The 23,937-nt window shown below is 65.1% G+C and carries 26 protein-coding genes; 14 read left to right on the plus strand and 12 right to left on the minus strand.

Annotated features, from left to right (window positions below):
• Positions 1-74: 74 nt before the first annotated feature.
• The 3 genes from queG to mtgA form a co-directional block, all read right to left on the minus strand.
• Positions 75-1,109: a tRNA epoxyqueuosine(34) reductase QueG gene (gene queG / locus ACROSR_RS03565; RefSeq protein WP_432682394.1), complete on the minus strand. Its 1,035-nt coding sequence runs from the start codon at positions 1,107-1,109 to the stop codon at positions 75-77.
• Positions 1,110-1,229: 120 nt separating this feature from the next.
• Complete coding sequence (gene fzlA / locus ACROSR_RS03570) at positions 1,230-1,895, minus strand: FtsZ-binding protein FzlA (RefSeq protein ID WP_432682395.1); 666 nt, start codon at positions 1,893-1,895, stop codon at positions 1,230-1,232.
• A gap of 60 nt (positions 1,896-1,955) precedes the next feature.
• The gene (gene mtgA, locus ACROSR_RS03575; RefSeq protein ID WP_432682396.1) at positions 1,956-2,678 is read right to left on the minus strand and encodes a monofunctional biosynthetic peptidoglycan transglycosylase; all 723 of its coding nucleotides are present in this window, start codon (positions 2,676-2,678) and stop codon (positions 1,956-1,958) included.
• Between the two features lie 196 nt (positions 2,679-2,874).
• Here mtgA and rfbC point away from each other — a divergent pair, with 196 nt between their 5' ends.
• From rfbC to rfbA, 4 genes are read left to right on the plus strand one after another with little or no spacing between them, the layout of a single operon-like run.
• Positions 2,875-3,441: a dTDP-4-dehydrorhamnose 3,5-epimerase gene (gene rfbC / locus ACROSR_RS03580; RefSeq protein ID WP_432682397.1), complete on the plus strand. Its 567-nt coding sequence runs from the start codon at positions 2,875-2,877 to the stop codon at positions 3,439-3,441.
• Positions 3,442-3,445: 4 nt separating this feature from the next.
• Positions 3,446-4,507, plus strand: coding sequence for a dTDP-glucose 4,6-dehydratase (rfbB, locus tag ACROSR_RS03585; RefSeq protein WP_432682398.1), 1,062 nt, complete (start codon positions 3,446-3,448; stop codon positions 4,505-4,507).
• Complete coding sequence (gene rfbD, locus ACROSR_RS03590; RefSeq protein WP_432682399.1) at positions 4,504-5,361, plus strand: dTDP-4-dehydrorhamnose reductase; 858 nt, start codon at positions 4,504-4,506, stop codon at positions 5,359-5,361. Before rfbB ends, rfbD begins: the two co-directional genes overlap by 4 nt.
• Positions 5,358-6,230 (plus strand): glucose-1-phosphate thymidylyltransferase RfbA, encoded by an 873-nt coding sequence (rfbA, locus tag ACROSR_RS03595; protein ID WP_432682400.1) that lies wholly within the window; start codon positions 5,358-5,360, stop codon positions 6,228-6,230. Before rfbD ends, rfbA begins: the two co-directional genes overlap by 4 nt.
• Before the next feature lie 22 nt (positions 6,231-6,252).
• Here the strand turns inward: rfbA and hemF are convergent, their stop codons facing one another.
• From hemF to clpS, 4 genes are read right to left on the minus strand one after another with little or no spacing between them, the layout of a single operon-like run.
• The gene (hemF, locus tag ACROSR_RS03600) at positions 6,253-7,143 is read right to left on the minus strand and encodes an oxygen-dependent coproporphyrinogen oxidase (RefSeq protein ID WP_432682401.1); all 891 of its coding nucleotides are present in this window, start codon (positions 7,141-7,143) and stop codon (positions 6,253-6,255) included.
• A 28-nt stretch (positions 7,144-7,171) separates the two neighbouring features.
• Entirely contained in the window at positions 7,172-7,972 is an 801-nt protein-coding gene (locus ACROSR_RS03605; protein ID WP_432682402.1) for an SDR family NAD(P)-dependent oxidoreductase, read from the minus strand.
• Between the two features lie 43 nt (positions 7,973-8,015).
• Entirely contained in the window at positions 8,016-9,008 is a 993-nt protein-coding gene (locus ACROSR_RS03610; RefSeq protein ID WP_432682403.1) for a class I SAM-dependent methyltransferase, read from the minus strand.
• Between the two features lies 1 nt (position 9,009).
• Positions 9,010-9,357 carry an ATP-dependent Clp protease adapter ClpS gene (clpS, locus tag ACROSR_RS03615; RefSeq protein WP_432682404.1) on the minus strand — a complete coding sequence of 116 codons (348 nt, stop codon included), beginning with the start codon at positions 9,355-9,357 and terminating at the stop codon, positions 9,010-9,012.
• Positions 9,358-9,653: 296 nt separating this feature from the next.
• On the opposite strand from clpS, the gene ACROSR_RS03620 reads away from it, so the two are divergent.
• Complete coding sequence (locus tag ACROSR_RS03620; protein ID WP_432682405.1) at positions 9,654-10,238, plus strand: cytochrome P460 family protein; 585 nt, start codon at positions 9,654-9,656, stop codon at positions 10,236-10,238.
• Between the two features lie 121 nt (positions 10,239-10,359).
• A complete protein-coding gene (locus ACROSR_RS03625) occupies positions 10,360-11,061 on the plus strand; it encodes a CDP-alcohol phosphatidyltransferase family protein (protein WP_432682406.1) in 702 nt (233 codons plus the stop codon).
• 36 nt (positions 11,062-11,097) lie between these two features.
• Here ACROSR_RS03625 and ACROSR_RS03630 read toward each other — a convergent pair whose 3' ends face one another.
• Entirely contained in the window at positions 11,098-11,697 is a 600-nt protein-coding gene (locus tag ACROSR_RS03630; protein ID WP_432682407.1) for a YceI family protein, read from the minus strand.
• A gap of 28 nt (positions 11,698-11,725) precedes the next feature.
• On the minus strand, positions 11,726-13,522 hold the full coding sequence (gene mdoH, locus ACROSR_RS03635) for a glucans biosynthesis glucosyltransferase MdoH (RefSeq protein ID WP_432682408.1): 1,797 nt from the start codon (positions 13,520-13,522) through the stop codon (positions 11,726-11,728).
• 202 nt (positions 13,523-13,724) lie between these two features.
• Between mdoH and ACROSR_RS03640 the strand changes: the two genes are divergently transcribed.
• The 6 genes from ACROSR_RS03640 (at position 13,725) to ACROSR_RS03665 (ending at position 18,604) form a co-directional block, all read left to right on the plus strand.
• The gene (locus tag ACROSR_RS03640; protein ID WP_432682409.1) at positions 13,725-14,120 is read left to right on the plus strand and encodes a 6-pyruvoyl trahydropterin synthase family protein; all 396 of its coding nucleotides are present in this window, start codon (positions 13,725-13,727) and stop codon (positions 14,118-14,120) included.
• A gap of 1 nt (position 14,121) precedes the next feature.
• On the plus strand, positions 14,122-14,886 hold the full coding sequence (locus ACROSR_RS03645) for a class I SAM-dependent methyltransferase (RefSeq protein ID WP_432682410.1): 765 nt from the start codon (positions 14,122-14,124) through the stop codon (positions 14,884-14,886).
• A gap of 99 nt (positions 14,887-14,985) precedes the next feature.
• Positions 14,986-15,807, plus strand: a complete 822-nt coding sequence (locus ACROSR_RS03650; RefSeq protein ID WP_432682411.1) for a RibD family protein — start codon at positions 14,986-14,988, stop codon at positions 15,805-15,807.
• Positions 15,804-16,781 carry a zinc-dependent alcohol dehydrogenase gene (locus ACROSR_RS03655; RefSeq protein ID WP_432682412.1) on the plus strand — a complete coding sequence of 326 codons (978 nt, stop codon included), beginning with the start codon at positions 15,804-15,806 and terminating at the stop codon, positions 16,779-16,781. Before ACROSR_RS03650 ends, ACROSR_RS03655 begins: the two co-directional genes overlap by 4 nt.
• Complete coding sequence (locus tag ACROSR_RS03660; protein WP_432682413.1) at positions 16,765-17,877, plus strand: glycosyltransferase family 4 protein; 1,113 nt, start codon at positions 16,765-16,767, stop codon at positions 17,875-17,877. The genes ACROSR_RS03655 and ACROSR_RS03660 overlap by 17 nt, the downstream gene beginning before the upstream one ends.
• A 61-nt stretch (positions 17,878-17,938) precedes the next feature.
• The gene (locus tag ACROSR_RS03665; RefSeq protein ID WP_432682414.1) at positions 17,939-18,604 is read left to right on the plus strand and encodes an NAD(P)-dependent oxidoreductase; all 666 of its coding nucleotides are present in this window, start codon (positions 17,939-17,941) and stop codon (positions 18,602-18,604) included.
• A gap of 28 nt (positions 18,605-18,632) precedes the next feature.
• Here the strand turns inward: ACROSR_RS03665 and ACROSR_RS03670 are convergent, their stop codons facing one another.
• Positions 18,633-19,055, minus strand: coding sequence for a phosphate-starvation-inducible protein PsiE (locus ACROSR_RS03670; protein WP_432682415.1), 423 nt, complete (start codon positions 19,053-19,055; stop codon positions 18,633-18,635).
• 378 nt (positions 19,056-19,433) lie between these two features.
• Complete coding sequence (locus ACROSR_RS03675) at positions 19,434-19,937, minus strand: CBS domain-containing protein (RefSeq protein ID WP_432682416.1); 504 nt, start codon at positions 19,935-19,937, stop codon at positions 19,434-19,436.
• A 341-nt stretch (positions 19,938-20,278) separates the two neighbouring features.
• On the opposite strand from ACROSR_RS03675, the gene ACROSR_RS03680 reads away from it, so the two are divergent.
• A complete protein-coding gene (locus ACROSR_RS03680) occupies positions 20,279-21,247 on the plus strand; it encodes an NAD(P)-dependent oxidoreductase (RefSeq protein WP_432682417.1) in 969 nt (322 codons plus the stop codon).
• Between the two features lie 42 nt (positions 21,248-21,289).
• Positions 21,290-22,438 (plus strand): TauD/TfdA family dioxygenase, encoded by a 1,149-nt coding sequence (locus tag ACROSR_RS03685; RefSeq protein WP_432682418.1) that lies wholly within the window; start codon positions 21,290-21,292, stop codon positions 22,436-22,438.
• A 54-nt stretch (positions 22,439-22,492) separates the two neighbouring features.
• Here ACROSR_RS03685 and ACROSR_RS03690 read toward each other — a convergent pair whose 3' ends face one another.
• Positions 22,493-23,923, minus strand: a complete 1,431-nt coding sequence (locus tag ACROSR_RS03690; RefSeq protein WP_432682419.1) for an aldehyde dehydrogenase family protein — start codon at positions 23,921-23,923, stop codon at positions 22,493-22,495.
• Positions 23,924-23,937 lie beyond the last annotated feature (14 nt).

Consider the following 23,937-nt stretch of genomic DNA (forward strand, 5'->3'; position numbering starts at 1 on the left):
TCCTCGTTTGGGACCGCATCGCCTCGCATCCCGTTTCCATATGTCCGGGGGTCGACCGCGCCACCCGCGGCCCATCAGGTACCAAGCCGCATGACCGCCCACCGTGCCGCGTCCCGAACCGTCGCATCCGCGTCCTCGCAATGGCCTTGCGCCACCTCGCGCAGCGCCGGGTCCCCGGAATTCCCGATCGCGTACAGCACGTTGCGCACGAACCGGTCGCGCCCGATCCGCTTGATCGGGCTGCCGGAAAACCGTGCCCGGAAACCGGCGTCGTCCAGCGCCGCAAGCTCGGCCAGTGGCGGCGAGACCAGATCGGGGCGGGCGTGATACTTCACCTCGTGCGCCTCGACCGCGAACTTGTTCCACGGACACACCGCCAGGCAATCGTCACAGCCATAGATCCGGTTGCCCAAGCCGGGGCGCAGCGCCTCGTCCACAGGACCCTTGTGCTCGATCGTCAGGTAGGAGATGCAGCGCCGCGCATCCAGCTGATAGGGGGCCGGAAACGCGTCGGTCGGACAGACGTCGAGGCAGGCGCGACAGGACCCGCAATGATCGGCTTCGGCCGGATCGGTCTCAAGCTCCAGCGTGGTAAAGACCGACCCGATGAAGAACCAGCTTCCCAGTTCTCGGCTGACCAGGTTGGTGTGCTTGCCCTGCCATCCCAGACCCGCGGCTTCGGCCAGAGGCTTTTCCGGCACCGGGGCGGTGTCGACGAAAACCTTCACCTCGCCACCGGCCTCGGCGATCAGCCACCGCGCCAGCCGCTTGAGCCGTGTCTTGACCACGTCATGATAATCACGCCCGCGCGCATACACCGAAACGTTGCCTCTATCCCGCTGCGCGAGACCGGCCAGCGCGTCGCCGTCGGGCGTGTAGCTTTCGCCCAGCACGATCACCGTGCGCGCCTCGGGCCACAGGACCTGCGGTGCACCGCGCCACTGGCTGCGCGCCTCCAGCCAGCCCATCTGGCCATGATAGCCGCGCTCCAGATAGGCCGCCAGCCGCTCTGGCACGTGCCCTACATCCCAAGGGCGGCACAGGCGACAGGCATCGAACCCCTCGGCCCGGGACTGCGCCTGGAGTTTTTGTTTCAGCCCGTCTTTCATCTTTCCCAAAATACTCCGGGGTGAATTGGCCGCAGGCCAAGAGGGGCAGCGCCCCTTCGACCGGCCCGTCGCACATGTTCAAGACGGACCCACGCTGGTCCGGCCTTTGGGCACCCTAGCCTAGAAATCCAGATCCGCATAATGCGCCGGCGGCGGAAATCCGGGCACCTGGTCGGCCAGGATACCGCGGAACGCGGGCCGTGACTTGATCTTGGCATACCAATCCTTGACCACGTCGCTGCGCTGCCAGTCCACGTCCGAGATGTAATCCAGCGCGCTGAGATGTGCCGCGGCGGCGAAATCCGCAAGGGTCATCACATCGCCGGCAAGCCAGCGACGACGGTCCAGCAGCCACGCCATGTAATCAAGGTGATACTTGATGGCGCGCGCGCCGTCCTTGACGTTGCGACTGTCGGGAAAACCCTGCTTCATGACCTTCTTGTTGACCCGTTCATATAGCAGCTTCGACGTCACCTCGTGATGGAACTTGTCGTCGAACCACGCGACCAGCCGGCGCACCTCGTAGCGCGCGGTGGCATCCTGCGGCATCAGGGCGGGCTCGGGATATACCTCTTCAAGGTATTCGCAGATCGCCCCGCTTTCGGCCATGGTCCGGCCATCGACCCGCAGGACCGGCACCTTTCCGGCCGGGTTGCGGCGCAGGAAATCTGGGTCCTTCTCCCAATAGCGCTCCTCGGCCAGCTCGCACTCGATCTTCTTCTCCGCAAGGCTCAGCCGCACCTTGCGGCAGAACGGCGAGAGCGGAACGTGATAGAGCTTGGCCATCGTCTGCGGCATCCTTCGGTTTCCAGAACGATCCTTCAATGCCTCCTTTGACGGCGGGTTTCAATCCTCGAAACACGCGGCGCGCCCGTCGCGCGCGATGGTCGCCGCCCCGTCGAGAATGTCCGCGGCACGATTGCGCAACCACGCCGAGGGCTGACTGGCGGAACGCCCCTTGGGATCGGGCAGCACCGCGGCCAGCCTGGCGGCCTGCACCGCGCTCAGCCCTGCCGCGTTCACCCCGAAGTAATGCCGTGCCGCCGCCTCGATGCCGAAGACACCGGTGTCGAACTCCGCCACGTTGAGATAGACCTCGACGATCCGCCGCTTGGGCCAGAACGCCTCGACGACGGGCGTCATCAGCGCCTCCAGCGCCTTGCGCGGCCAGTTGCGCCCGTGCCACAGGTAGACGTTCTTGACCACTTGCTGGCTCAGCGTCGAGGCCCCGCGGCCCGATCCGTCCGCGATGGCGTCGCGGATGGCGGACATGTCAAAACCCCAGTGCTGGCAGAAATTCGCGTCTTCCGCCGCCACCAGCGCGCGGGCCATGACCGGCGCGATCTGCGTCATCGGCACCCAGTCGTGACGGATCTCCGTCAATCTGCGCGCCTCCTGGCCCATGTAGAAGGTGCGCGGCGGCTCGATCACGCGATGCGCGGCGATCACGCCGACCACCACAAGGGCCGAGATCACCACGATGCGCACGGTCCAGCCCCACAGGGCGGCCGGCACATCAACCCGCACCGCGCCGCGGGACGTCTTCGAAGATTTGCGCCCTTTTGCCATGACCCGCCTATAGCGCCGCAATCGGGGCGATAAAACCGATTTGGTGCCGCCATCCCCGCATCGCGGCGACATCCGGTTGTGCAAGAGTATCGCGGATGCGGCACAGCCTGGTCATTTCCCGCAGCAATTGCGCGGGTTCGACGTGACATGCAACCGGGGCCTTGTTACGGCACGCGGGTGGAAACAATACCGGAGGATGCGCGTGCAGGTTCTGACAACCGAATTGCCGGGTGTGCTGATCATAGAGCCGGCACGATTCGGCGACAGGCGCGGGTTTTTCAGCGAAAGCTGGAACCGTCGCCGCATGGCCGAGGCCGGGATCGACATCGACTTCGTGCAGGACAATCATTCACTGTCACACGAGGCGGGAACGCTGCGGGGTCTGCATTTCCAGACCCCGCCACATGCGCAGGCCAAGCTGGTGCGGTGCGGACGCGGCGCGCTTTACGACGTTGCGGTCGACATCCGTCAGGGCAGCCCGACCTTCGGGGTCTGGACGGGCACCGAGCTGAGCTTCGACAACGGCCGCCAACTGCTGATCCCCGAGGGGTTCCTGCACGGCTTCGTCACCCGCGAGCCCGATACCGAGATCGTCTACAAATGCTCCGATTACTACGCGCCGGACTGTGATGCGGGCGTACGTTTCGACGACCCCGATATAGGCATCGACTGGGGGCTGGACACGCCCCCGATCCTGTCGGACAAGGATGCCGCCGCCCCCCGGCTGCGCGACCTGCCGACGTATTTCGAATGGAAGGGCTGAGACCATGAAACTTCTCGTCACGGGCGGTTGCGGGTTCATCGGGTCCGCGGTGGTACGCCTTGCCGTGGCGCGCGGACACGAGGTTATCAATCTTGACGCGCTCACTTATGCGGGTCTGCCCGCCAACGTGGCCGAGGTCGCCGACGCCCCGCTCTACCGATTCGAGCATGCCGATATCCGGGACCGCACGGCACTCGACCGGATCTTTGCGGACCATGCGCCCGATGCCGTCATGCATCTTGCCGCCGAAAGCCATGTCGACCGCTCGATCGACGGGCCCGGCGATTTCGTCGAGACCAACATCACCGGCACCTACAACATGCTCGAGGCGGCGCGCGCCTACTGGGCCCGCGCAGGTCATCCCGACGACTTCCGGTTTCACCACATCTCGACCGACGAGGTCTACGGCTCGCTCGGGGCCGAGGGGCTGTTCACCGAGGACACGTCCTACGATCCGCGCAGCCCCTATTCGGCCTCCAAGGCGGCCTCGGATCATCTGGTGCGGGCGTGGTTTCACACCTACGGCCTGCCGGTGGTGCTGACCAACTGTTCCAACAATTACGGCCCCTACCACTTTCCCGAGAAGCTGATCCCCAAGGTCATCCTCAACGCGCTGCACGGGCTGGAGATCCCGGTCTACGGGCAAGGCGAGAACGTGCGCGACTGGCTGTATGTCGAAGACCACGCCGATGCCCTGCTGCTCGCCGTCACACGCGGCGTGCCGGGGCGCAGCTACAACGTGGGCGGCCATAACGAGCGGCGCAACATCGACCTGGTACACACGATCTGCGACCTCATGGACACGATGCGCGGCACCGCGGCGGGTGGCCACCGCGACCTCATCCGGTTTGTCAGCGACCGGCCGGGGCACGACGCGCGCTATGCCATCGACCCCGCGCGCATCAGCCGCGAACTGGGATGGCAGCCATCGGTCACGGTCGAGGAAGGGTTGCGCCGGACCGTCCAGTGGTATTTCGACAATCCCGAGTGGTGGACCCCGTTGCTTAAGATGGACGGGGTCGGCAGCCGGGTTGGCACCGCAACACGCGCAGGCACGGGCACATGACACTACTGGTCTTTGGTCGCACCGGACAGGTGGCCACGGAACTGGCCCGCCGCGCGCCCGACGCCGTCTGTCTGGGCCGCGAGCACGCCGACCTCGAGACCCCCGAGGCCTGCGCAGCGGCAATCGCGCAACACCGTCCCGAGGCGGTCATCAATGCAGCCGCCTTCACCGCCGTGGACCGTGCGGAGGCCGAGGAGCCGCTGGCCACCCGCATCAACGCCGACGCGCCTGCGGCGATGGCCCGCGCCTGTGCCGCCGCAAACATTCCGCTGGTGCATATCTCGACCGATTACGTCTTCGACGGCAGTGGCACCACGCCCTTCGCCCCCGATGACGTCACCGGCCCGCTTGGCGCCTATGGCCGCAGCAAGCTTGCTGGTGAAGCGGCCATTCGCGATAGCGGCGTCGCGCATGTGATCTTGCGCACGGCGTGGGTGTTTTCCGCACATGGCGGGAATTTCCTCAAGACCATGCTGCGCCTGTCGGAGACCCGCGACGCGCTGTCCATCGTCGACGACCAGATCGGCGGCCCGACACCGGCGGGCGACATCGCCGACGCGTGCCTGACCATCGCCGCGCATCTGCGCGACGACCCGGCGCGGGGCGGCACCTACCATTTTACCGGGGCACCGGATGTCAGCTGGAAAGGCTTTGCCGAGGCAATCTTCGACGCCGCCGGCCGCAAGGTCGCCGTGACCGGCATCCCGACGGCGGATTATCCCACGCCCGCGGCTAGGCCGCTCAATTCCCGCCTCGATTGCCGCAGTACCGAAGCGGCTTTCGGTCTGGCCCGTCCGGACTGGCGCACCGCCCTGCCCCGTATTCTCGACCAGCTTGGAGTATCAACGACATGAGCGATCGCAAAGGTATCATTCTTGCAGGCGGGTCCGGCACCCGGCTTTACCCGATCACCATGGGCGTGTCGAAGCAGCTTCTGCCGATCTACGACAAGCCGATGGTTTATTACCCGCTGTCTATCCTGATGCTGGCCGGCATCCGCGAGATCGCCGTGATCACCACGCCCCACGATCAGGACCAGTTCCGTACGGTTCTGGGCGATGGCAGCCAGTGGGGTCTCAGCCTGACATACATCACCCAGCCCAGCCCCGACGGCCTGGCACAGGCCTATACGCTGGCCGAGGATTTTCTTTGCGGCGCGGCATCGGCAATGGTGCTGGGCGACAACATCTTCTTCGGGCACGGCCTGCCGCAGCTTCTGTCCGGTGCGGATGCGCGGGCGACGGGCGGCACGGTCTTCGGTTATCACGTGTCGGATCCGGAACGCTACGGCGTGGTGGGCTTCGACGCCGAGGGCCGCGCCCGCGAGATCATCGAGAAACCGGCGAACCCGCCCTCGCGCTACGCCGTCACCGGGCTTTATTTCCTTGACGGGGATGCGCCAAGACTGGCGCGCGAGGTGCAACCCTCGGATCGTGGCGAGCTGGAGATCACGTCACTGCTGGAGATGTACCTTAAAGCCGGCACGCTGCACGTGGAGACGATGGGGCGCGGCTATGCCTGGCTGGATACCGGGACGCATGCCAGCCTGCTCGATGCCGGCAATTTCGTGCGCACGCTACAGGCACGTCAAGGGTTGCAGACCGGCTGCCTTGACGAGATCGCCTATGGCAAGGGCTGGATCGACGCGGGCACGCTCGCGGACCGGGCCGAGACGTTCGGCAAGAACGACTACGGCCGGTACCTGAAGACTCTGCTGGACTGACCGGCAGATCCGTCCCCGCGTCTCAGTGCCACTTGGCCAGCGGGGGCAGGCTCATCAGGACGGCATTGGCATCGTGGCCGGTGGCCAGCCCGAACTTGGTGCCCCGGTCATAAACAAGGTTGTACTCGGCATATAGACCGCGATGCACAAGCTGCGTCTCGCGGTCCGCGTCTGACCAGTCCTGCACGCGGCGTTTCTCGACCAGCGGCAGATAGGCCGGCAGGAAGGCCCGGCCGATATCCTGCGTCAGGGCGAAATCCGCCTCCCAGTCGCCGGTGTTGCGGTCGTCCATGAAGATGCCGCCGACGCCGCGCGCACGGTGACGGTGCGGGATATAGAAATACTCGTCCGCCCACGCCTTGAGCCGGGGATAGATATCCGCCCCGTGCGGCGCCAGATGCGCCTTTTGCGTGTCGTGGAAATGGCCCGTGTCCTCGTCATATTCGATGCACGGGTTCAGGTCCGAGCCACCCCCGAACCACCACGCGCCGGGGGTCCAGAACATCCGGGTGTTCATGTGCACCGCCGGGGCGTGCGGGTTCTGCATATGCGCCACGAGGCTGATCCCCGACGCCCAGAAACGCGGATCGTCCGCCATCCCCGGCACGCCGCGCGCCGCCATCGCCTTTTGAGCGGCCTCGCCCAGGTGTCCGTAGACCTGCGAGACGTTGACACCCACCTTCTCGAAGACGCGCCCACCACGCATCACGCTCATCAGGCCGCCGCCGGCATCCGATCCATCGTCGCTGGCGCGCGTGGTCTCGGTCACCTCGAACCGGCCGGGGGCCGCGTCCGATAACGGGCCGGTGGTGTGGCTGTCTTCAAGATTTTCGAAGGCCGCGACGATGTCGTCCCTCAACTGCCGAAACCATGCGGCGGCACGGGTTTTCTTATCGGTAAAATCTTCACTCATCGGTCATTCCTCGGCGCTGTCCGACCCCTTAATGCGCCGGGGCGGCGACAGGATCAAGCAGGGTGCGCCCACCATCCATGGTCAGGATCTGTCCGGTCATGAAGCTGGACCCCTCGCAGGACAGGTATTGCACCGCCTCTGCGAGTTCCGTGGCCGACGCGATACGCCCCAGCGGCGTATGGCATTCGATATCTTCACGGTAATCGCTGTGATCGCGCAGCGTATCCTTGAGAGACGCGCTCATGACCGACCCGAAAGCGACGGCATTGACGCGGATCCGGTGCGGGGCGAGCGCCACGGCAAGGCTGCGGGTCATCTGATCAAGAGCCGCGGACGAGATGGAATACGCCATCAGGTCCGGATGCGTGCGCCGCGCAGCGATCGACGACAGGTTGACGATGGTGCCAGCCACAGTGTCGGTATCCCCGTCGCTTTGCTTGATCATGCGCCGTGCGACCATCTGGCTCATCCGCAGCGAGGTCATCAGGTTCTGCTGCAACAGCATTTCGACCGCGTCATCATCGGGGTTGAGCGGATCCGACGGCACCACCTGGCGGCACGCGTTCACCAGGATATCAATCTGGTCAAAGGCGTCCAGCGTCGCCGACAACAGGTTGGCCTGCGCCAGCCTTTCGCGCAGATCCCCGGCGAAATAGCGGACGTTGTCGGCCTCGGCGGCCTTGCCCAGTTCCGCCTTGAGTTGCGCCTCGTCCTTGTCGGCGAACATCACGTTGGCGCCCTTGTCGGCAAAGTGCCGCCCGATGGCGAGACCTATCCCGTTGGCACCGCCGGTGACGATGGCTGTCTTTCCCGCGATGGTGAATGACATGACATGAGCCTTTCAAGCTGGTCTGTTGTGACAGTGGGCGATTCTACCGGGGCTGACGCGACGGATGACGCGCCCGCAGGATCTTGAAGCGGGTGTCGCCCGCGATCTCGTCGACATGCCTGAATCGCTGGGTCAATGTCGCCTCGTAAAGCAGATGGCGGTTGGCCACCATCCACAGCGTGCCGGATGGCTTGAGCGCGCCCGCCGCAGTGGCGATGAAGGCACGGCCCAGATCGGGATCGGCCGCGCGCCCGGTGTGAAACGGCGGGTTCATCACCACGGTGTCAGCGCGCGTGTCGGGCTGCCATGCCGTCGCATCCGCCCAGTAGAACGCGGCGCGCGGATCGGTGACGTTGCGGCGTGCGCAATCAAGAGCGCTGTGATCGGCCTCGACCAGATCCAGCCGGGCGAGTGTGTCCCGCTCAAGCGCGCGCGACGCAAGGTATCCCCAGCCGGCCCCGAGATCGATCACATGCGCGCCAAGCGCAGCCGGCAGACACTCGGCAAGCCACCGCGATCCGGGATCCACCCCATCGGCCGAGAAAGCCCCCGGCAGGGTGACGAACCCGCCTTCGGCCACGGCCCCGTCCCGTGCGCGCCAGTCGGAAAAATCGGCCCCTGACGTGACGGTGAAGATCTTGCCATGCGCCTTCGACAGCGGCGTGTCCGCCGCACCGCGCCGTCGGCATTCCTTCAATATCGATTCCACGCCGTCGGTCTTGTCGCCCTCCACGATCACGGGGCCATCCGTCAGCTCCGCCGCCGACGCGATCAGGGCACGTGCCAGCGGTTTTGCACGGGGCAGACAGACAAGCGTCGCCGCGTAGCGCCCGTCAGGCGCGACCGCACACTCATACCCGCGCGCCGCGAAATGGTCGAAATCGGGCTTGATCGGTGTGATGACCTGCACACGATCCGCGTGCAGGGCCGACAGGTCCATGCCGATACGCGGGTGAACCACGGCGATCCGCCCCGAGTGAGGCAGATCGACGGCTCGCGTCTCGACGGCAAGCGACAGGCGTGACGGCGCGGTCACGCTATTCCTTTTCCATCGTGCATTGCAGAGGGTGTTGATGCCGGCGGGCGAAATCCATGACCTGCCCGACCTTGGTTTCGGCGATCTCGTGGCTGAACACACCGACGACCGCCACACCCTTTTTATGCACGGTCAACATGATCTCGAACGCCTGCGCGTGCGACATGCCGAAGAAACGCTCAAGCACGGCGACCACGAATTCCATCGGGGTGTAATCGTCGTTGAGCAACAGCACCTTGTAAAGCGGCGGGCGCTGCGTCTTGGGACGTGTCTTTACCCCGACAGAACTCTGGCCGTCGTCATCCGCATCATCGCCCGGACCCGTCATCATGGGAACCTGCAGTGTCATCATTTACTGTCGTACTCTCGTTGCGGTTCGGACCATTTCGTCGCGTATCATATAACCGAAGCGGACCATGAGAAAAGGGGGGTGACAGAGGATTCAGCAGCGATGCGCCTCCCCGCGCCGACGCGGGCGCACACGCGTCGCGATAAGTCGCGCCAGTGCCCTGCCCTGCACCCCGAGATCGCGCGCACTCACACGTAAGTCATCTCACAGGATAGTTAGGTTCATGTGACCACACGCTCTGCCACACTTGTTTTCGTGAACACGTCGAATTTCAATCAGCAGACCGGAGATCGGCCATGACCTTGCGCGCCCTACTCACCATCGCGGCCCATTTTGCGGCCGGCCTCGCATTCACCGTCCCGGCCACGGCCGCATGCAATGTCGAGGCGGACACAGCGGCGGAGATGACGGAACACCAGATCACCGCATTCTATGACTGCATGCAGTCGGTGATGATCGAAGGATATACCACAGGCGACAATGACGTGGCACGGGCCTATCGCGACTGGACCGTGACCTCGACCCGTCCCGCCGTCGCCGGCGCGCACGGATCGCGCTTTCTTCAGACCTTCGCAAACGACGTCGCGGCGGATGACTACCTGACCTTCGCATCCGGGGGCGTGGACATGCCCGCCGGGTCGGTGCTGGCAAAGGAAAGTTTCTCGCTCAAGGATGGTGCGGGGGTTGTCGGACCGTTGTTCATCATGACCAAGCTGGGGGACGGCGACTCACCCGAAACAGGTGACTGGGCCTACAGCGCCGTCACACCCGCGGGCGCCATGATGGGCGTCAGCCAGAGTTTCTGTCACGATTGCCACGTCGCATGGGAGGCCCAAGACATGCTCGCCTATCCGCTGGACGAGGTGCGCGTGTCGAACTGAGCGGCCGTGGTCGTGCGGATGGCCTTTCGCCGCCGGTCGCATTTGATGCTTGCCCGGCCTCTTGCGAAAAGGGCCGGGTTTCCCTTTGCAAATTCGATCGCTTTGGGCCATTGACACGCGCATGACCGCTCATGCACGTGCCCTTCTCGTCCATCTTCTGACCGCCACCGGCGCGGTGTTCGCCATGCTGGCCATGCTTGCGGCGATCGATCGCGAATGGGAGATGATGTTCCTGTGGCTGGTCGTGGCCTTTGCCGTGGACGGCGTGGATGGTCCGCTGGCCCGCAAATACGATGTCGGGCAGTACGCACCCCGCTTTGACGGTGTGCTTCTCGATCTCATCATCGACTATCTCACCTATGTCTTCATCCCGGCCTTCGCGCTGTTCTCGTCCGACCTGCTGCCCGGATGGACCGGGTGGGTCGCCATCATCGTGATCACCTATGCAAGCGCCATGTATTTTGCTGATTCGAGCATGAAGACAAAGGACAATTCGTTTCACGGCTTTCCCGGCTGCTGGAACATGGTTGTCCTCGTGATGTTCGCCGTAAAGCCGGATTTCTGGTTCATTCTCGCGCTCGTCGCGGCGTTGTCGGTCGCGATGTTCCTGCCGTTGAAGTTCATCCACCCGGTCCGCACGAAACGCTGGCGGTGGGTGTCGCTTCCGGTCGCGTTCGCGTGGACATTCTTCGCGGCATGGGCGGCGTGGGTCAGTTTCGACCCGCAAAGCTGGGCACATTGGGGGTTGGTCGTGACCAGCATCTACCTGATTTTCGCCGGCATCGCACAACAGATCATTCCCGAGAAAAACGCGGGCACGTAATCGGCGTACCCGTGCGATCCGCTGTGCGATCCGGTATCAGTCCGCGCGGATAGCCTCGAATTCCAGCATGATGTCCACCGTATCGCCGACCATGGTGGGCAAGGCGTAGGTGCTGCCGAACTCGCTGCGCTGGATCTCGGCCGTCGCGGAAATCCCGAGCGTTTCCTTGCCGTGGCCGAACGGATACTCCGCGCGCTTGTTGAGCGTCACGTCCAGCGTGACGGGCTGTGTCACGCCCCGGATCGTCAGATCGCCGGTGACCGTGCCTGTGGTCTCGGACGTGGCCGTGCCGCCATCGGCGGTGAAGGTGATCATCGGATGATCGCCGGCATCGAGGAAATCCTCACCGCGGACATGATTGTCGCGCGCCTCGTGATCGGTATCCACGCTTCGCGCCCCGATCTCGACACGCACCTGCCCAAGCGACCGCGTGTCAGGATCGTAGACGAAGTTGCCTTCGATCTGCGAAAATCGGCCCAGAACCTTGGCATAGCCGATATGCATGATCGTGAAGGCCACCACGGTATGCTCGGGGTCGATCTGCCACGTGGCGGGCGCGGCCTGCGCGGGCTGTGCAAGGCCAAGGGTGGTCGCGGCGCACAGGCCGGCAACGGCTGTCAGGCGGTCGAGTTTCATGCGATCTCTCCTCTCTCTCGTTACGTCGTCAGGCGCTGTTGGCACGTATCGCCGCGGCGTCCGGTGCCGTCGGCTGTCGATCCTCGGGGATGTCGAACAGGCCACGTGCCATCGACCAGCGGCTCAGCGCAGGCATGGTCGAGACGACCGCGATCGGGATCGCGCCCACCATGGCCACAAGGATCGGCGCCGCGAAGACCAGCGCCCACGGCGCGACCGCGCCAAGCCACACAACCAATGCCAACCCGGTCAGGGTCTGCGGCCACAAGGCGCCCGCAGCGTCGTCCCACCGCAACCGGTCGCGGCTGCGCTGCTGCGCGTTCCAGCCGATGCGTTGTCCGACGCACAGGCCGATCGCGAACCGGGTAAGCGACAGGGCCACGATCGGGGCGACAAGCATCGACATCAGGATCTCGGCAAAACCGCCCAGGATCACACGTCCGCGCCCGCCATAGGCGGCACTGCGCCGATTGTCGGTGAGGACCTGGGCCAACCCCATCAGCTTGGGGCAGAGACTGAGCGTTATCAGTAGCACGAACAGCAACACACCCGCCGTCAACGACACCGCGCCGGGCTGCGCGGCGCCGGCCGCCAGGCCTGCACCGGTCAGGATGAACGCCATCCAGGCGGGCGCGCTGACATACATCAGGATAGCCAGCACCAATTGAATACGGCTGACCGGCTTCAGCCCCGGCATCCCTAGAAGGCGGACATATTGCAGATTGCCGTTCATCCACCGCAGCTCGCGCCGGATGAAATCCACCAGGCTGGGCGGGTTCTCCTCGTGGCTGTCGCTTTCCTCGGCCAGCACCCGCACCTCGTATCCGGCGCGCCGCATCAGCACCGCCTCGACCTGGTCATGGCTGAGGATCGGCCCCGAAAGCGGCCCACGTCCCGGCAGTACCGGCAGCATGCAATGCGCACGGAAGGGGGCCGTACGGATCAGCACGTTATGCCCCCAGTTCGGCCCGCAATCGGCTTGCCACCATGCCGATCCCAGTGTGTAGGACCGCATGCCGTGACGCATCCCGAACTGGAACGCGCGGGTGAAAAAACTGCGCGACGGCAGACCCGTCACAAGGCTTTGCAGCATGCCGGTCTCGGGGCTGGCCTGCATCACCCGGACAAGACGCAGGACGGTGTCCGCGCCCATCTCGCTATCGGCATCAAGCGGCAGGAAGAAATCACACTCGCCATCGGGGCCGTGCAGGAAGTCGGCGATGTTGCCGGACTTGTAGCCGGTATTCTCGGTCCGGCGGCGATAGTGTATCCGCGCCTGCGGCTGCTCGGCGCGCCACTGGGCGATCCGCGCCTCTTCCTTCAGGGCGATGCCTGCGTTGTCGGTATCGCTCAGGACATGGAACGAAAATCTATCCGCGTAGGGACCATGCGCAATTTCGCGCTCCAACCGGCGCAACCGCGCGATGGACGCGTCCGGGTCCTCGTTGCGCAGCGGCATGACGACCGCCACGCGCGCCGTGATCGGCTCGTCCCCACTGATGCGCGCAAGTGCGGGGGTCACGTGCGCGGCGGCGCGTTCGCCGTACCGGCGATCCAGAAGGAACCCCAGCACGCTGTTCCACACCCCGATCGACAACCATGGCAAGGTCAGGCTGAAGGCCACGAGCATTCCCGCCTCGCCCAGGGTGATCCCGCCCGGCGCGAACAGCGACAGCATTGCGCCGAACAGCGCACCCACGGTCACGACGTTGAGCGCGAGCACCAAGGTGCGCCGCGCAAAAATCGTCATGCCGGGCCGGCCGCTCAGGGCCGCTCCGTAGTGACGCTGGTCTTCAAGATCGCGTGTTGCCTCGATTGGTGCCACGTAATGTCCTTCCGTCGCAAGATCCGTCCGACGCGGGGACCTTAACGAACAATTCCGGTTCAATGAGGTAAACATATGGTCATTGCCGCGTGAGGCCAACCGAAGTTCCCGAATGTGCGGAGTTTCGCCTGCCCGCATGTGCCGCTTGACCGCATCCCGAAGCGTGATACCTCGCTGCGGATGGATAAATGAAAGGCTTAGAATGTTTGCCGTTGAAGTTCGCGATCACATCATGATCGCTCATTCCCTGCCGTCACCCGTTTTCGGCCCGGCGCAGGGGGTGCACGGGGCCACCTTCGTGGTCGATGCTGCGTTTTACACCGAAGACCTCGATTCCCATGGCTTGGTGGTCGATATCGGGCGTGCGACGGATGCGCTGGCACGCGCGCTGGAACCGCTGCGGTACGGCAATCTTGATGAAAATCCTGAATTCGAAGGCAAATTCACGACAACCGAATTTCTGTGCCACCACATCTGGACAAAACTGCGCGATGCGGCACAGACCGAGGGGCTTGGCGATGACGGACGCCTGCGCAGGATCCGCGTGATGCTTCATGAAAGCCATGTCGCGCGTGGCTGGTACGAGGCCGATCTTTGAGATGGGGTTCGATGCCGAATGGCTGACCCTGCGGGAAGGCGCCGATGCGCGGGCGCGCGACCCCGCGCTTCTTGACCGGGCCGTGCAGATCGTCGCACCACACGCAACCGTGCTCGATCTCGGATGTGGCACCGGGGCGTCGGTGCGCGCGTTGGCAAAAGGCGGCGCCCCGCATCTCGACTGGCGGCTTCTCGACAACGACCCGGCGCTTCTTGAAATTGCCGCGGACTACCATCCGCAGGCGGCGACATATCACGCCGATCTGGGCGACATCGACGCCTTGCCGTTTGATGGTGTGCATCTGGTCACCGCCTCTGCGCTGCTCGATCTGGTGTCGCGGGACTGGGTCGCGCGATTTGCCGAGCGACTGTGGCGCGCGCGCATCGCGTTCTACGCCGTCCTCAGCTACGATGGCCGGATGCGGTGGCACCCCGCCGATCCTGACGATGGCCGTGTGACCGATGCGTTCAACAGGCATCAGCAGGGCGACAAGGGGTTCGGCCCTGCCCTCGGACCCGATGCGGCCGACACCGCGGCAGGGCTGTTTCGCAAGCAGGGGTTCGACGTGACACTCGGCAACAGCCCGTGGCGTCTGACCCCCGAGGACGCGGCATTGCAGGATGCACTGCTGACCGGCATTGCCGGGGCCGCCACAGAGGCCGGGTGCGAGACGGCAAGCGACTGGCTGGGACGACGGCGACAGGATCTGACGCAGACTCACGCCGAGATCGGGCATGTCGATCTGCTGGCACGTCCGCCGGCATGACGTGTACGTGGATGACTTTTCCCGAATAGCGCCTATCTTTGCGGGATGTGCCGGCTTGAAAAGCGCCATCGACCAAGGACATCGTGAACGGAGTTGTGGATGCAGAGTGCCGATTTAACACCGAGGGTCTGGGAGCGGATCCGCGCCGCACGCGACGGCGCGGCCTGCCTGTGCTGCGGGACCTGGACACAGGGCGAGAGGGCCGCGCTCGGACTCTACGGGTCGATGATCGCCGCACCGGGCACCCAACATGTTGTTGCCCAGATCGGGCAGTCCCTCGATGGGCGCGTGGCCACCGTCTCGGGTGACGCGTCGGATGTCTCGGGGCCCGACGGGCTTGCGCATCTGCACCGGATGCGCGCGCTGGTGGATGCCGTGATCGTCGGGGTAAAGACGGCGCTGCATGACGACCCGCGCCTCAGCGTGCGACTGGTGCCGGGCCGGTCACCGGCCCGCGTGGTGATCGATCCGTCGGGACGCCTGCCGAATACTGCGCGACTTTTTGCCGAGGATGGCGCGCGCCGGATCGTTATCCAGACCGTTGACACGCCCCGCCCGTCGGGCGTCGAGGTGATCCGCCTGCCGCGCGGGACATGGATCGACCCTGATGCCATCGTCGCCGCGCTGCATGGCGTCGGCCTCGATCATCTGATGGTCGAGGGGGGCGCGATCACGATCGCCCGGTTCATGGAGGCGGACCTTCTGACCCGACTTCATGTGGCGGTCGCGCCGCTGCTGATCGGCGCGGGACCGCAGGGTCTGACCACGCGGCCGGTCGCGCGCCTCGCACAGGCAAGACGGCCGGAAACGCAGGTCTACGGGCTGGGGTCGGATGTCGTCTTTGACTGTCTGCTGGGGAAAGAATCCGTCAGTCATGTCTGGCCACACACCATGGCGGCCACCGCGCTGCACGGATCATGACATCAGCGACCGACACCCGCGCCCTGTGGATCACCGGCCCCGAACATGCGGAACTGCGCGCGACGCAGGTCGCCGCCACAACCGGAGATCTTGTCATCGACACCCTGTTTTCGGGTATCAGCCGCGGCACGGAACGGCTTGTCTTCGAAAACCGTGTCCCCCCGTCCGAGCATCAGACGATGCGCGCCCCGTTTCAGGAGGGAGAGTTTCCCTACCCCGTGAAATACGGCTATGGCGCGGTCGGCCGGGTCGCCGACGGTCCAGAAGCAGGACAGGTCGTGTTCGCATTGCACCCGCATCAGGCCAGGTTCGCCTGTCCGGCCACGGCCGCGGTTCCGGTGCCCGCCGATGTGCCGGCCGCCCGCGCCGTGCTGGGGGCCAACATGGAAACCGCCCTGAACATCCTGTGGGATGCCCATGTCCAGCCCGGAGACCGGGTTGTTGTCATTGGGGCCGGAACCGTGGGCGCATTGGCGGGATATCTCGCCGCGCGCATACCGGCCACGCAGGTAAGCCTCGTCGACGTCGATCCGGGTCGTGCCGCGCTTGCCGCGCGCCTCGGCTGTGATTTCGCGGCGCCGGACAATGCGCCGGGCGACGCGGATGTCGTCATCCACGCCTCTGCCACCGATGCAGGTCTTGCCACCGCGCTATCACTTGCCGGGCGTGAGGCCACGGTGATCGAGGCCAGCTGGTTCGGCACCGGACACAGCCGCATCCCGCTTGGCGGCGCATTTCACCAAAGGCGCCTGCGCCTTGTCGCGTCGCAGGTCGGGGGTATCCCCGCCGATCATGCCGCCCGCTGGACGCATCGCCGGCGGCTCGCGACGGCACTGGGACTGTTGGCCGATCCGGCGCTTGACGTGATGATCTCGGGCGAAAGCGCGTTTGATGACCTCGCGCGCGATTACGCATCCATCCTGCGCGCGCCGGACACGTTGTGCCACCGGGTCCGATATGACCACCGGGATTGACATGTGGCCGGGGACGGATGCCGGCGTGACGCGGACCGCGACCATGGCCTTCGCGGTGCCCGGCGATCTCGACATGATGACGGGCGGCTACCTGTATGACCGCCGATTGGGCAGCGCCTTGTCCGACGCGGGGTACGCCGTGCGGCATCTGCGCCTTGGCGACAGCTTTCCGCACCCCACACGCGCGGACATGGTCGACGCGCTCGACCAGATTCACGCGCTGCCACCGGAGTGCCCGGCACTGATCGACGGGTTGGCCTATGGCGCGCTTGACACGGCAGGTCTGTCGCAGGCGCGTGCGCCGCTTGTGGCGCTGGTGCATCACCCCCTCGCGCTGGAGCCGGGCCTGCGCCCTGATACCGCGCGCGCCATGGCCGCACGCGAGACCGCCAACCTGGGGCTGGCGCGGCACATCGTCGTCACCAGCCCGCACATCGCGGGGCTGCTACAGGCGCATTACGATGTCGCCGCGCATCGCATCAGCGTCGCCAGGCCGGGCTTCGCCCCACCCGCCCCATCCCGCACGCCGCGTGCCACGCCGCCCCTGATCCTGTCGGTGGGCCTGCAGGCGCGGCGCAAGGGCCATGACGTCCTGTTGCGGGCGCTGTCACACCTGACCGATCTGGACTGGCAGGCCGAGATCGTCGGCCGCGCACACGAGCCCGACACGGCCCGCGCTCTGGCGGATCTGCGCGATGCGCTGGACCTCGGGGCGCGTGTCACCATCGCCGGCGAGGTAGACCAGCCGGTTCTCGACGGGCTATATCGGCGCGCCAGCATCTTCGCACTCGCCACCCGCTACGAGGGGTACGGCATCGTCTTTGCCGAGGCCATGGGTCACGGCCTGCCCATCGTCAGCACGCGGGTCGGGGCCGTGCCGGGAACCGTGCCCGACACGGCCGGGTTGCTTGTTCCTTCGGACGACCCCAAGGCGATGGCCGGCGCCCTTCGCCGTCTGCTGACAGACACCACGCTGCGCGCGCGGATCGCGAATGGGGCCTTGACGGCCGCGGGCGATCTGCCGAACTGGGATGCGGCGGCAAGGGTGGTAGCACACGCCCTGTTCGCGCCCGGACCGCCTGCCCCGACAGAATAGACACACGCGCCGTCCGATCAGCACGCGCGTGATCGCACGGCACCATGACTGGAGGACCAACGTGACACTCGACAACGATACGCAAACCGACGCCCCGGTTCTTGTTCTGGGGGCCACATCCGGCATCGGCGCACTGACGGTGGACGAGGCGCTAGGCCGTGGTCTGCACGTGCGCGGGTTCGCGCGCGGCGCGGACGCCATGGGCCCGCGCGATGGTTTGAAACCATTCGTCGGCGATGCACAGAACCCCGAGGATCTGACCCGCGCCCTGCAGGGGGTATCGGCGGTTATCTACGCGCTCGGGATCAAGGAACGGCCAGCGATGATCTGGCAGACCGAGACGCTGTTCTCGCGCACCACCGCGGCGCTGATCGACGCCATGCAGGCGACCGGCGTGTCCCGGCTGGTCGCGGTCACGGGGTTTGGCGCCGGACGCAGCCGCGACGCGATGAGCAAGCTGGAAAAGCTGGGGCACAACGCCGTTCTTGGCCGGGTCTATGATGACAAGTCCCGGCAGGAATCGCTGATCATGGAAAGCGGCCTTGACTGGACCATCGCGCGCCCGGTGATCCTGACCAAGGGCGCACGCACGGGAACCGCCCGTGTGCTGCGCGATCCGGACGAATGGCGCAACGGCCTGATTTCGCGCAGCGATGTGGCCGCCTATCTCGTGGACGCGGTGATCGAGGGGCTCGACATTCAGCGCGACGTGGTGCTGGCGCGGTAAGGGGGCCTTTCACGGTCACCCGGCCCGCTCAGTTGCGGACGAAGCGCAACAGCACGACCGCCGCGATGGCCAGAAGCAGGATCGCGCCGGCCTCTATCGCGATGCTGTAGGGGTCCATTTCCTTGCTTTGCAGCACGATCAGACGCGACAGCGCGGTGATCGCGATGAAGATCGGGAACACGAAGGGCTGGCCACGCCCGGTATAGAACACGGCGACCATCGCGATGACCTCGGTATAAAGGAACATCAGCAACACGTCGCCAAGCTGGACGCTTCTTGCTGCTATCACGATGCGGATTTCCTCGTAGGCGGCGAATAGTGTCAGCACGACGACCAGGAACAGCATTCCCCGTTCGAGGTATTTCAGGGCAGTTTCGACCGCCCATTCTTCTTGATCCTGCTCTGCGCCGGGGTCTGGCGAAACTTTGCTGTCGTTTCGGTCTTGGGCCATGATTTTCGCGTCCCGTCATCTTGGATAGGTTGGATCGGAAATTCCGGGTTACATCTCTGTCACATTGCCACGATGCGCGGCTATGCGGCGAAGGTGCTTCGGCGGCTTGCCGGCGGCCGCATGACGAAATACTGCATAAAGGTCGCGTCGCGCGGTCACGGGGCGAATTGCCGCGCCAAATCGCCTTTGTCCGGCCGTGCGTTATGTCCCGTTCATGCGCCGGATATTTTCTCCCCTCTTGCCTAGCTTTCCCAAGCGGACGCGGCGTCTTTTGCTGATCGGGCTCGCCCTGTCGTTTCTGGCCGGCCCGATGGCCGCCCAGATCCTTGTCGTGATCCTCACCAGACTGATCTGACCGGGCGTGGCGCCGCGTCGCGGTCAGACCGCACTCAGAACCACGATCATCGCGAGCACGTAGATCAGTATCCCGCCCCCGATCAGGAAATAGTGGAACTTGCCGATAAAGGTCGCCTTGGCCAGTCCGCGTGCCTGATCGAAGAGGTCGGGCCACGTGTAGCTGACGAAGTCGCCTTGCGTGAAAAGCGCCTGGATACGACCTTCGGAATCGACGACGGGCAGTCGCCGGAACCGCTCGTTGGACATCATGCGCAACCAGTCGAGCACGTAATCCGTTTCCTTCGCCATCCGGATTTCGCGGGTCATGATATCGGACAGCTTGACCTTGTCGGGGTCATTGCCATGCACCACAAGCTTGTACATGATATCGCGTTCGGTGACGATGCCCTCGACCCGATTGCTCTCATCGACGATCACGATGCAACCATAGTTGCGCTCCTGCATCGCCGCGGCGGCATCCCTGACGGACATGTCGGCCGGCCCGGTCAGCGGGTGAAACTTGTTGGTGTATTCGGGCCGGTCCATAAGACGCGCGCCCTTTCTCGGTTCATCCGTTGCCACTGTCGCTTACCTCTCTTTTTTAGGTCGAATATTCGAGTCACTGCGACGATTTCACTCGTCTGCCTGTCAATATGGTAAATCGACCGGCGACGTGATCAAGCGCCGCGGGCGCCTGTGCGAAAATTGCCCCCTGCCCTGCCATGCCATGTCGCCGCGTGAAAAGCGCACGACGCGGCGCGGCCTTTGGTCCACCACGGCCGACGACGTTTCAAAAAATTTTGTGGCTCAGGACGCAAAGCCATCGTTTCCACCCGCGACGGCCATGCGCCAAGGTGGGCGAAACGTATCAGTGAAAGGCAAACCTCATGCATGTAGGATTCATCGGGCTCGGCAATGTCGGCGGCAAGCTGGCCGGCAGTGCGTTACGCAACGGCTTCGAGTTGACCGTCTGCGATCTCGACGCGGCGCGGGTGCAGGGGTTTGTCGAGCGTGGTGCGCATGCCGCGCATGAGTCCGCCGAGGTGATGCGCAACTGCGATGTCGTGATCACCTGCCTGCCCTCGCCGGCCGCCTCTGCCACCGTTGTCGAGGCGATGCTGCCCGAGGTGACCGCAGACAAGATCTGGCTGGAGATGTCGACCACCGACGCGGCCGAGGTCAAAAGGCTGGCCGCGCTGGTCACCGAGCGGGGCGGGGCCGCGGTGGAATGCCCGGTCTCGGGCGGATGTCACCGTGCGGATACCGCGAACATCTCGATCTTCGCGGGATGCGACCGCCCCACGTTCGAGCGGATCCTGCCGCTGCTGACCACGCTGGGGCGGCGCGTGCTGCATACCGGCGAGATCGGCACGGCCTCGGTTCTGAAGGTGATGACCAACTATCTGGCAACCGCGAACCTGCTGACCTGCTGCGAGGCGCTGGTCACCATGAAGGCCGCCGGCATGGACATGAACACCGCCTACGAGGCGATGAAGATCAGTTCCGGCACCTCCTTCGTGCACGAGACCGAAAGCCAGGTGATCCTCAACGGCTCGCGCGACATATCGTTCACCATGGACCTGGTGAAAAAGGATATCGGCCTGTTCCAGGGCATCGCCGCGGCCGGCAACGTGCCGCTCGAGATCAGCCCGCTGCTGCTGCAGATTCTCGAGGACGGTATCGCGCGCTATGGCGAGCGCGAGTTTTCGCCCAACATCATCCGCCGGCTGGAGGATGCGACCGGGCTGACAATCAGCGCACCCGGCTTTCCCGCCGAGATGGTCGACGACGAGCCCGAAGAGCCGGGATACGAGGTGACGCCGACCGGCCTGTCGAAACCGCTTTTGGCGGGCTGAACCCGCCCCGACCCGACCACCAAGGAAAAGGAGGCAATGACGATGCCCGATATCACCGCGGACCTGCACGAGAACGGCATGACGATCGCGCTGCCGCAGGGTGCGACATATTTCAACTATTATTGGCTGCGCGATGCCAGCCTCGACTGTTTCGACCCGCAGACGCGCGAACGGGTGTTCGACTGTTCGTCCCTGAAAATGCCGCCGCGGGCGGCATCGGCACGGGTCGCCGAAGACAGCCTGGTGATCGACTGGCAGGCCGAGGATGCCCCCAGTCACGTGCCGCTGTCCCTCTTGCGAGAGGTGGCCGAGACAGGCCGGCAGGCCGACCCGGCCGACCTGCCGCGCACATTATGGTACGGCGACCACTTCGACCGGGTGCTGCGGGTTTCGCAAGACGCGGTGCTGACATCGGATGATGCACGCGCCGCCCTGACCCGCGCGCTGATCGAGGACGGGATCGCCTTCGTCACAGACATGGCCGAGGACGAGGGCAGCCTGCCGCGTCTGGTGAACGCGATCGGGCCGATCACGCCCTCGGCCGAGGGGCTGTTTTTCAACGTGAGGGTCGAGATCGATCCCACCAACCTCGCCTTCACCGCCGGCCCGCTGGAGATGCACACCGACCTGCCGGGCGAAGAGATGGCGCCAGGCGTGCAGTTCCTGCACTGCATCGACAATACCGTCGACGGCGGACGGTCGCTGTTTCTCGACGGAGCGGCGGTTGCGATGGCACTGAAGGCCGAAGACCCCGAGGCGTTCGATCTGCTGGCCGGTCACGACATCCCGTTCTTCTACCGGCACGACAACTGGGATTACCGCGCGCATCAGCGGGTGATCGAGACCGATGTCGACGGCAACGTGACCGGCCTGACCATGTCGCAGCACCTTCAGGACTACATCGATCTGCCGCAATCGCTGCTGGATCGCTATTACCCGGCCTTGGTGAAATTCATCCGCATGTTGCAAGAAGATCGCTTCGTGATGCGCTGCCGCGCACGGGCCGGAACCTGCGTCGTGTTCGACAATCACCGCATCGTGCATGGACGCGAGGGGTATGTCGCCGATAGCGGCCAGCGGTACCTGCGCGGCTGCTACACCGACCGCGGCGCTCTGCGCAGCACCTACCGTGTTCTGGCCAAGCGCGGCGCGTCGGGGGCCTCGTACTTGCCTCGCAAGGATGTTGCCTGATGTGACGTGCAAAGGTGGCGCGGCGGGGTTGGTCCCGCCGCGCCAATGGCTGGATCAGGCGACGAACGGCGTGCGCAGCTTGATCTCCTGGTAATCCTCCAGCCCGTGCACGCCACCTTCGCGGCCATTGCCAGACTGCTTGAACCCGCCAAAGGGCGATCCGTAATTGGCCGCCTGCCCGTTGATGTTGACGCTGCCGGCGCGCAGCCGCCGCGCGACACGCCGCGCGCGCGCCTCGTCACCGGTCTGGATGAAGGCCGCAAGGCCGTATTCGGTGTCATTGGCCAGACGGATCGCGTCGGCCTCGTCCTCGAACGGGGTGATCACCAGCACCGGGCCGAAAATCTCTTCGCGCGAGATCCGCATGGCAGGGTCCACATCTGCGAAGATCGTGGGCCTGACATACCAGCCCTCGTTGAACCCCTCGGGTTTTCCCGGCCCGCCGATCAGCAGGCGCGCGCCCTCGTCAATGCCGACCCCGATCATCTCTTGCACGCGGTGATACTGGATCTCGTCGAAAAGCGGGCCGATGTGATCGCCCTCCTGTGCGGGATCGCCAACCTTCTGCGCCGCCGCGGCCTCGGTCGCCAGCTCCAGCACCCGGTCGTAACAGCTGCGCTCGACCAGCATGCGGGTGGGCGCGTCACACGACTGGCCGCAATTGTCGAAACAGGCGCGCACGCCCTCGGTCACACGCGCCGGCAGATCGGCATCGGCAAACACCAGGTTGGGCGATTTGCCGCCCAGCTCCAGCGTCACGCGCTTGATCGTGTCGGTCGCGTCATGGCTGACCGCCTTGCCGCCGCGCGCCGAGCCGGTGAAGGACATCATGTCGATACCTTCGTGCCGCGACATCGCGGACCCCACCGTGGGGCCGTCTCCCTGCACAAGGTTGAACACACCCGGCGGATAACCCGCCTCGTGGACCATCTCGGCATAGATCTGCGCCGAAAGCGGCGTATGCTCGGACGGTTTCAGGATGCAGGTCGCCCCCGTCGCAAGCGCCGGGATCACCTTCAGCGCGATCTGGTTGATGGGCCAGTTCCACGGCGTGATGAGGCCGCAGACCCCGACCGGCTCGCGGCTGAGGATGTCACCGTTGGGCAGCACCTCTTCCTCGGGCTGGGCCTCCAGCGCGGCGATGAAAGCGTCGAGATGACCAAGGGCCGCATCGGCCTGCACCTCGCGCGCCATGGTCATCGGCGCGCCCATCTCTGTCGACATCGCCTTTGCCATCTCTTCCATCCGGGCGACAGTGACCGCGCGCAGGCGTTTCAGAAGGTCCAGCCGTTCGGCCTTGGGGGTCAGCGAAAAGCTGTCGAACGCGCGCTGCGCGGCCGCGACGGCCCGGTCCACATCCTGCGCATCGCCAAGCGACAGCGTGCCGATTGCGGTGTTGGTGGCCGGGTTCATGATCGGCATGGTGGCATCCGACGCCGGCGCGACCCACGCGCCATTGATGTAGAACGTATCGAGTAGGATCATTGTCTTCCCCATTC

It is taken from the genome of Roseovarius tibetensis, from assembly GCF_050896375.1.
Lineage (GTDB): Bacteria > Pseudomonadota > Alphaproteobacteria > Rhodobacterales > Rhodobacteraceae > Roseovarius > Roseovarius tibetensis.

Coding starts and splice junctions, on each gene's coding strand:
- queG (WP_432682394.1), bottom strand. CDS start 1,109: ATGAAAGACGGGCTGAAACAAAAACTCCAGGCGCAGTCCCGGGCCGAG.
- fzlA (WP_432682395.1), bottom strand. CDS start 1,895: ATGGCCAAGCTCTATCACGTTCCGCTCTCGCCGTTCTGCCGCAAGGTG.
- mtgA (WP_432682396.1), bottom strand. CDS start 2,678: ATGGCAAAAGGGCGCAAATCTTCGAAGACGTCCCGCGGCGCGGTGCGG.
- rfbC (WP_432682397.1), top strand. CDS start 2,875: ATGCGCGTGCAGGTTCTGACAACCGAATTGCCGGGTGTGCTGATCATA.
- rfbB (WP_432682398.1), top strand. CDS start 3,446: ATGAAACTTCTCGTCACGGGCGGTTGCGGGTTCATCGGGTCCGCGGTG.
- rfbD (WP_432682399.1), top strand. CDS start 4,504: ATGACACTACTGGTCTTTGGTCGCACCGGACAGGTGGCCACGGAACTG.
- rfbA (WP_432682400.1), top strand. CDS start 5,358: ATGAGCGATCGCAAAGGTATCATTCTTGCAGGCGGGTCCGGCACCCGG.
- hemF (WP_432682401.1), bottom strand. CDS start 7,143: ATGAGTGAAGATTTTACCGATAAGAAAACCCGTGCCGCCGCATGGTTT.
- ACROSR_RS03605 (WP_432682402.1), bottom strand. CDS start 7,972: ATGTCATTCACCATCGCGGGAAAGACAGCCATCGTCACCGGCGGTGCC.
- clpS (WP_432682404.1), bottom strand. CDS start 9,357: ATGACACTGCAGGTTCCCATGATGACGGGTCCGGGCGATGATGCGGAT.
- ACROSR_RS03620 (WP_432682405.1), top strand. CDS start 9,654: ATGACCTTGCGCGCCCTACTCACCATCGCGGCCCATTTTGCGGCCGGC.
- ACROSR_RS03625 (WP_432682406.1), top strand. CDS start 10,360: ATGACCGCTCATGCACGTGCCCTTCTCGTCCATCTTCTGACCGCCACC.
- ACROSR_RS03630 (WP_432682407.1), bottom strand. CDS start 11,697: ATGAAACTCGACCGCCTGACAGCCGTTGCCGGCCTGTGCGCCGCGACC.
- ACROSR_RS03640 (WP_432682409.1), top strand. CDS start 13,725: ATGTTTGCCGTTGAAGTTCGCGATCACATCATGATCGCTCATTCCCTG.
- ACROSR_RS03645 (WP_432682410.1), top strand. CDS start 14,122: ATGGGGTTCGATGCCGAATGGCTGACCCTGCGGGAAGGCGCCGATGCG.
- ACROSR_RS03650 (WP_432682411.1), top strand. CDS start 14,986: ATGCAGAGTGCCGATTTAACACCGAGGGTCTGGGAGCGGATCCGCGCC.
- ACROSR_RS03655 (WP_432682412.1), top strand. CDS start 15,804: ATGACATCAGCGACCGACACCCGCGCCCTGTGGATCACCGGCCCCGAA.
- ACROSR_RS03660 (WP_432682413.1), top strand. CDS start 16,765: ATGACCACCGGGATTGACATGTGGCCGGGGACGGATGCCGGCGTGACG.
- ACROSR_RS03670 (WP_432682415.1), bottom strand. CDS start 19,055: ATGGCCCAAGACCGAAACGACAGCAAAGTTTCGCCAGACCCCGGCGCA.
- ACROSR_RS03675 (WP_432682416.1), bottom strand. CDS start 19,937: ATGGACCGGCCCGAATACACCAACAAGTTTCACCCGCTGACCGGGCCG.
- ACROSR_RS03680 (WP_432682417.1), top strand. CDS start 20,279: ATGCATGTAGGATTCATCGGGCTCGGCAATGTCGGCGGCAAGCTGGCC.
- ACROSR_RS03685 (WP_432682418.1), top strand. CDS start 21,290: ATGCCCGATATCACCGCGGACCTGCACGAGAACGGCATGACGATCGCG.
- ACROSR_RS03690 (WP_432682419.1), bottom strand. CDS start 23,923: ATGATCCTACTCGATACGTTCTACATCAATGGCGCGTGGGTCGCGCCG.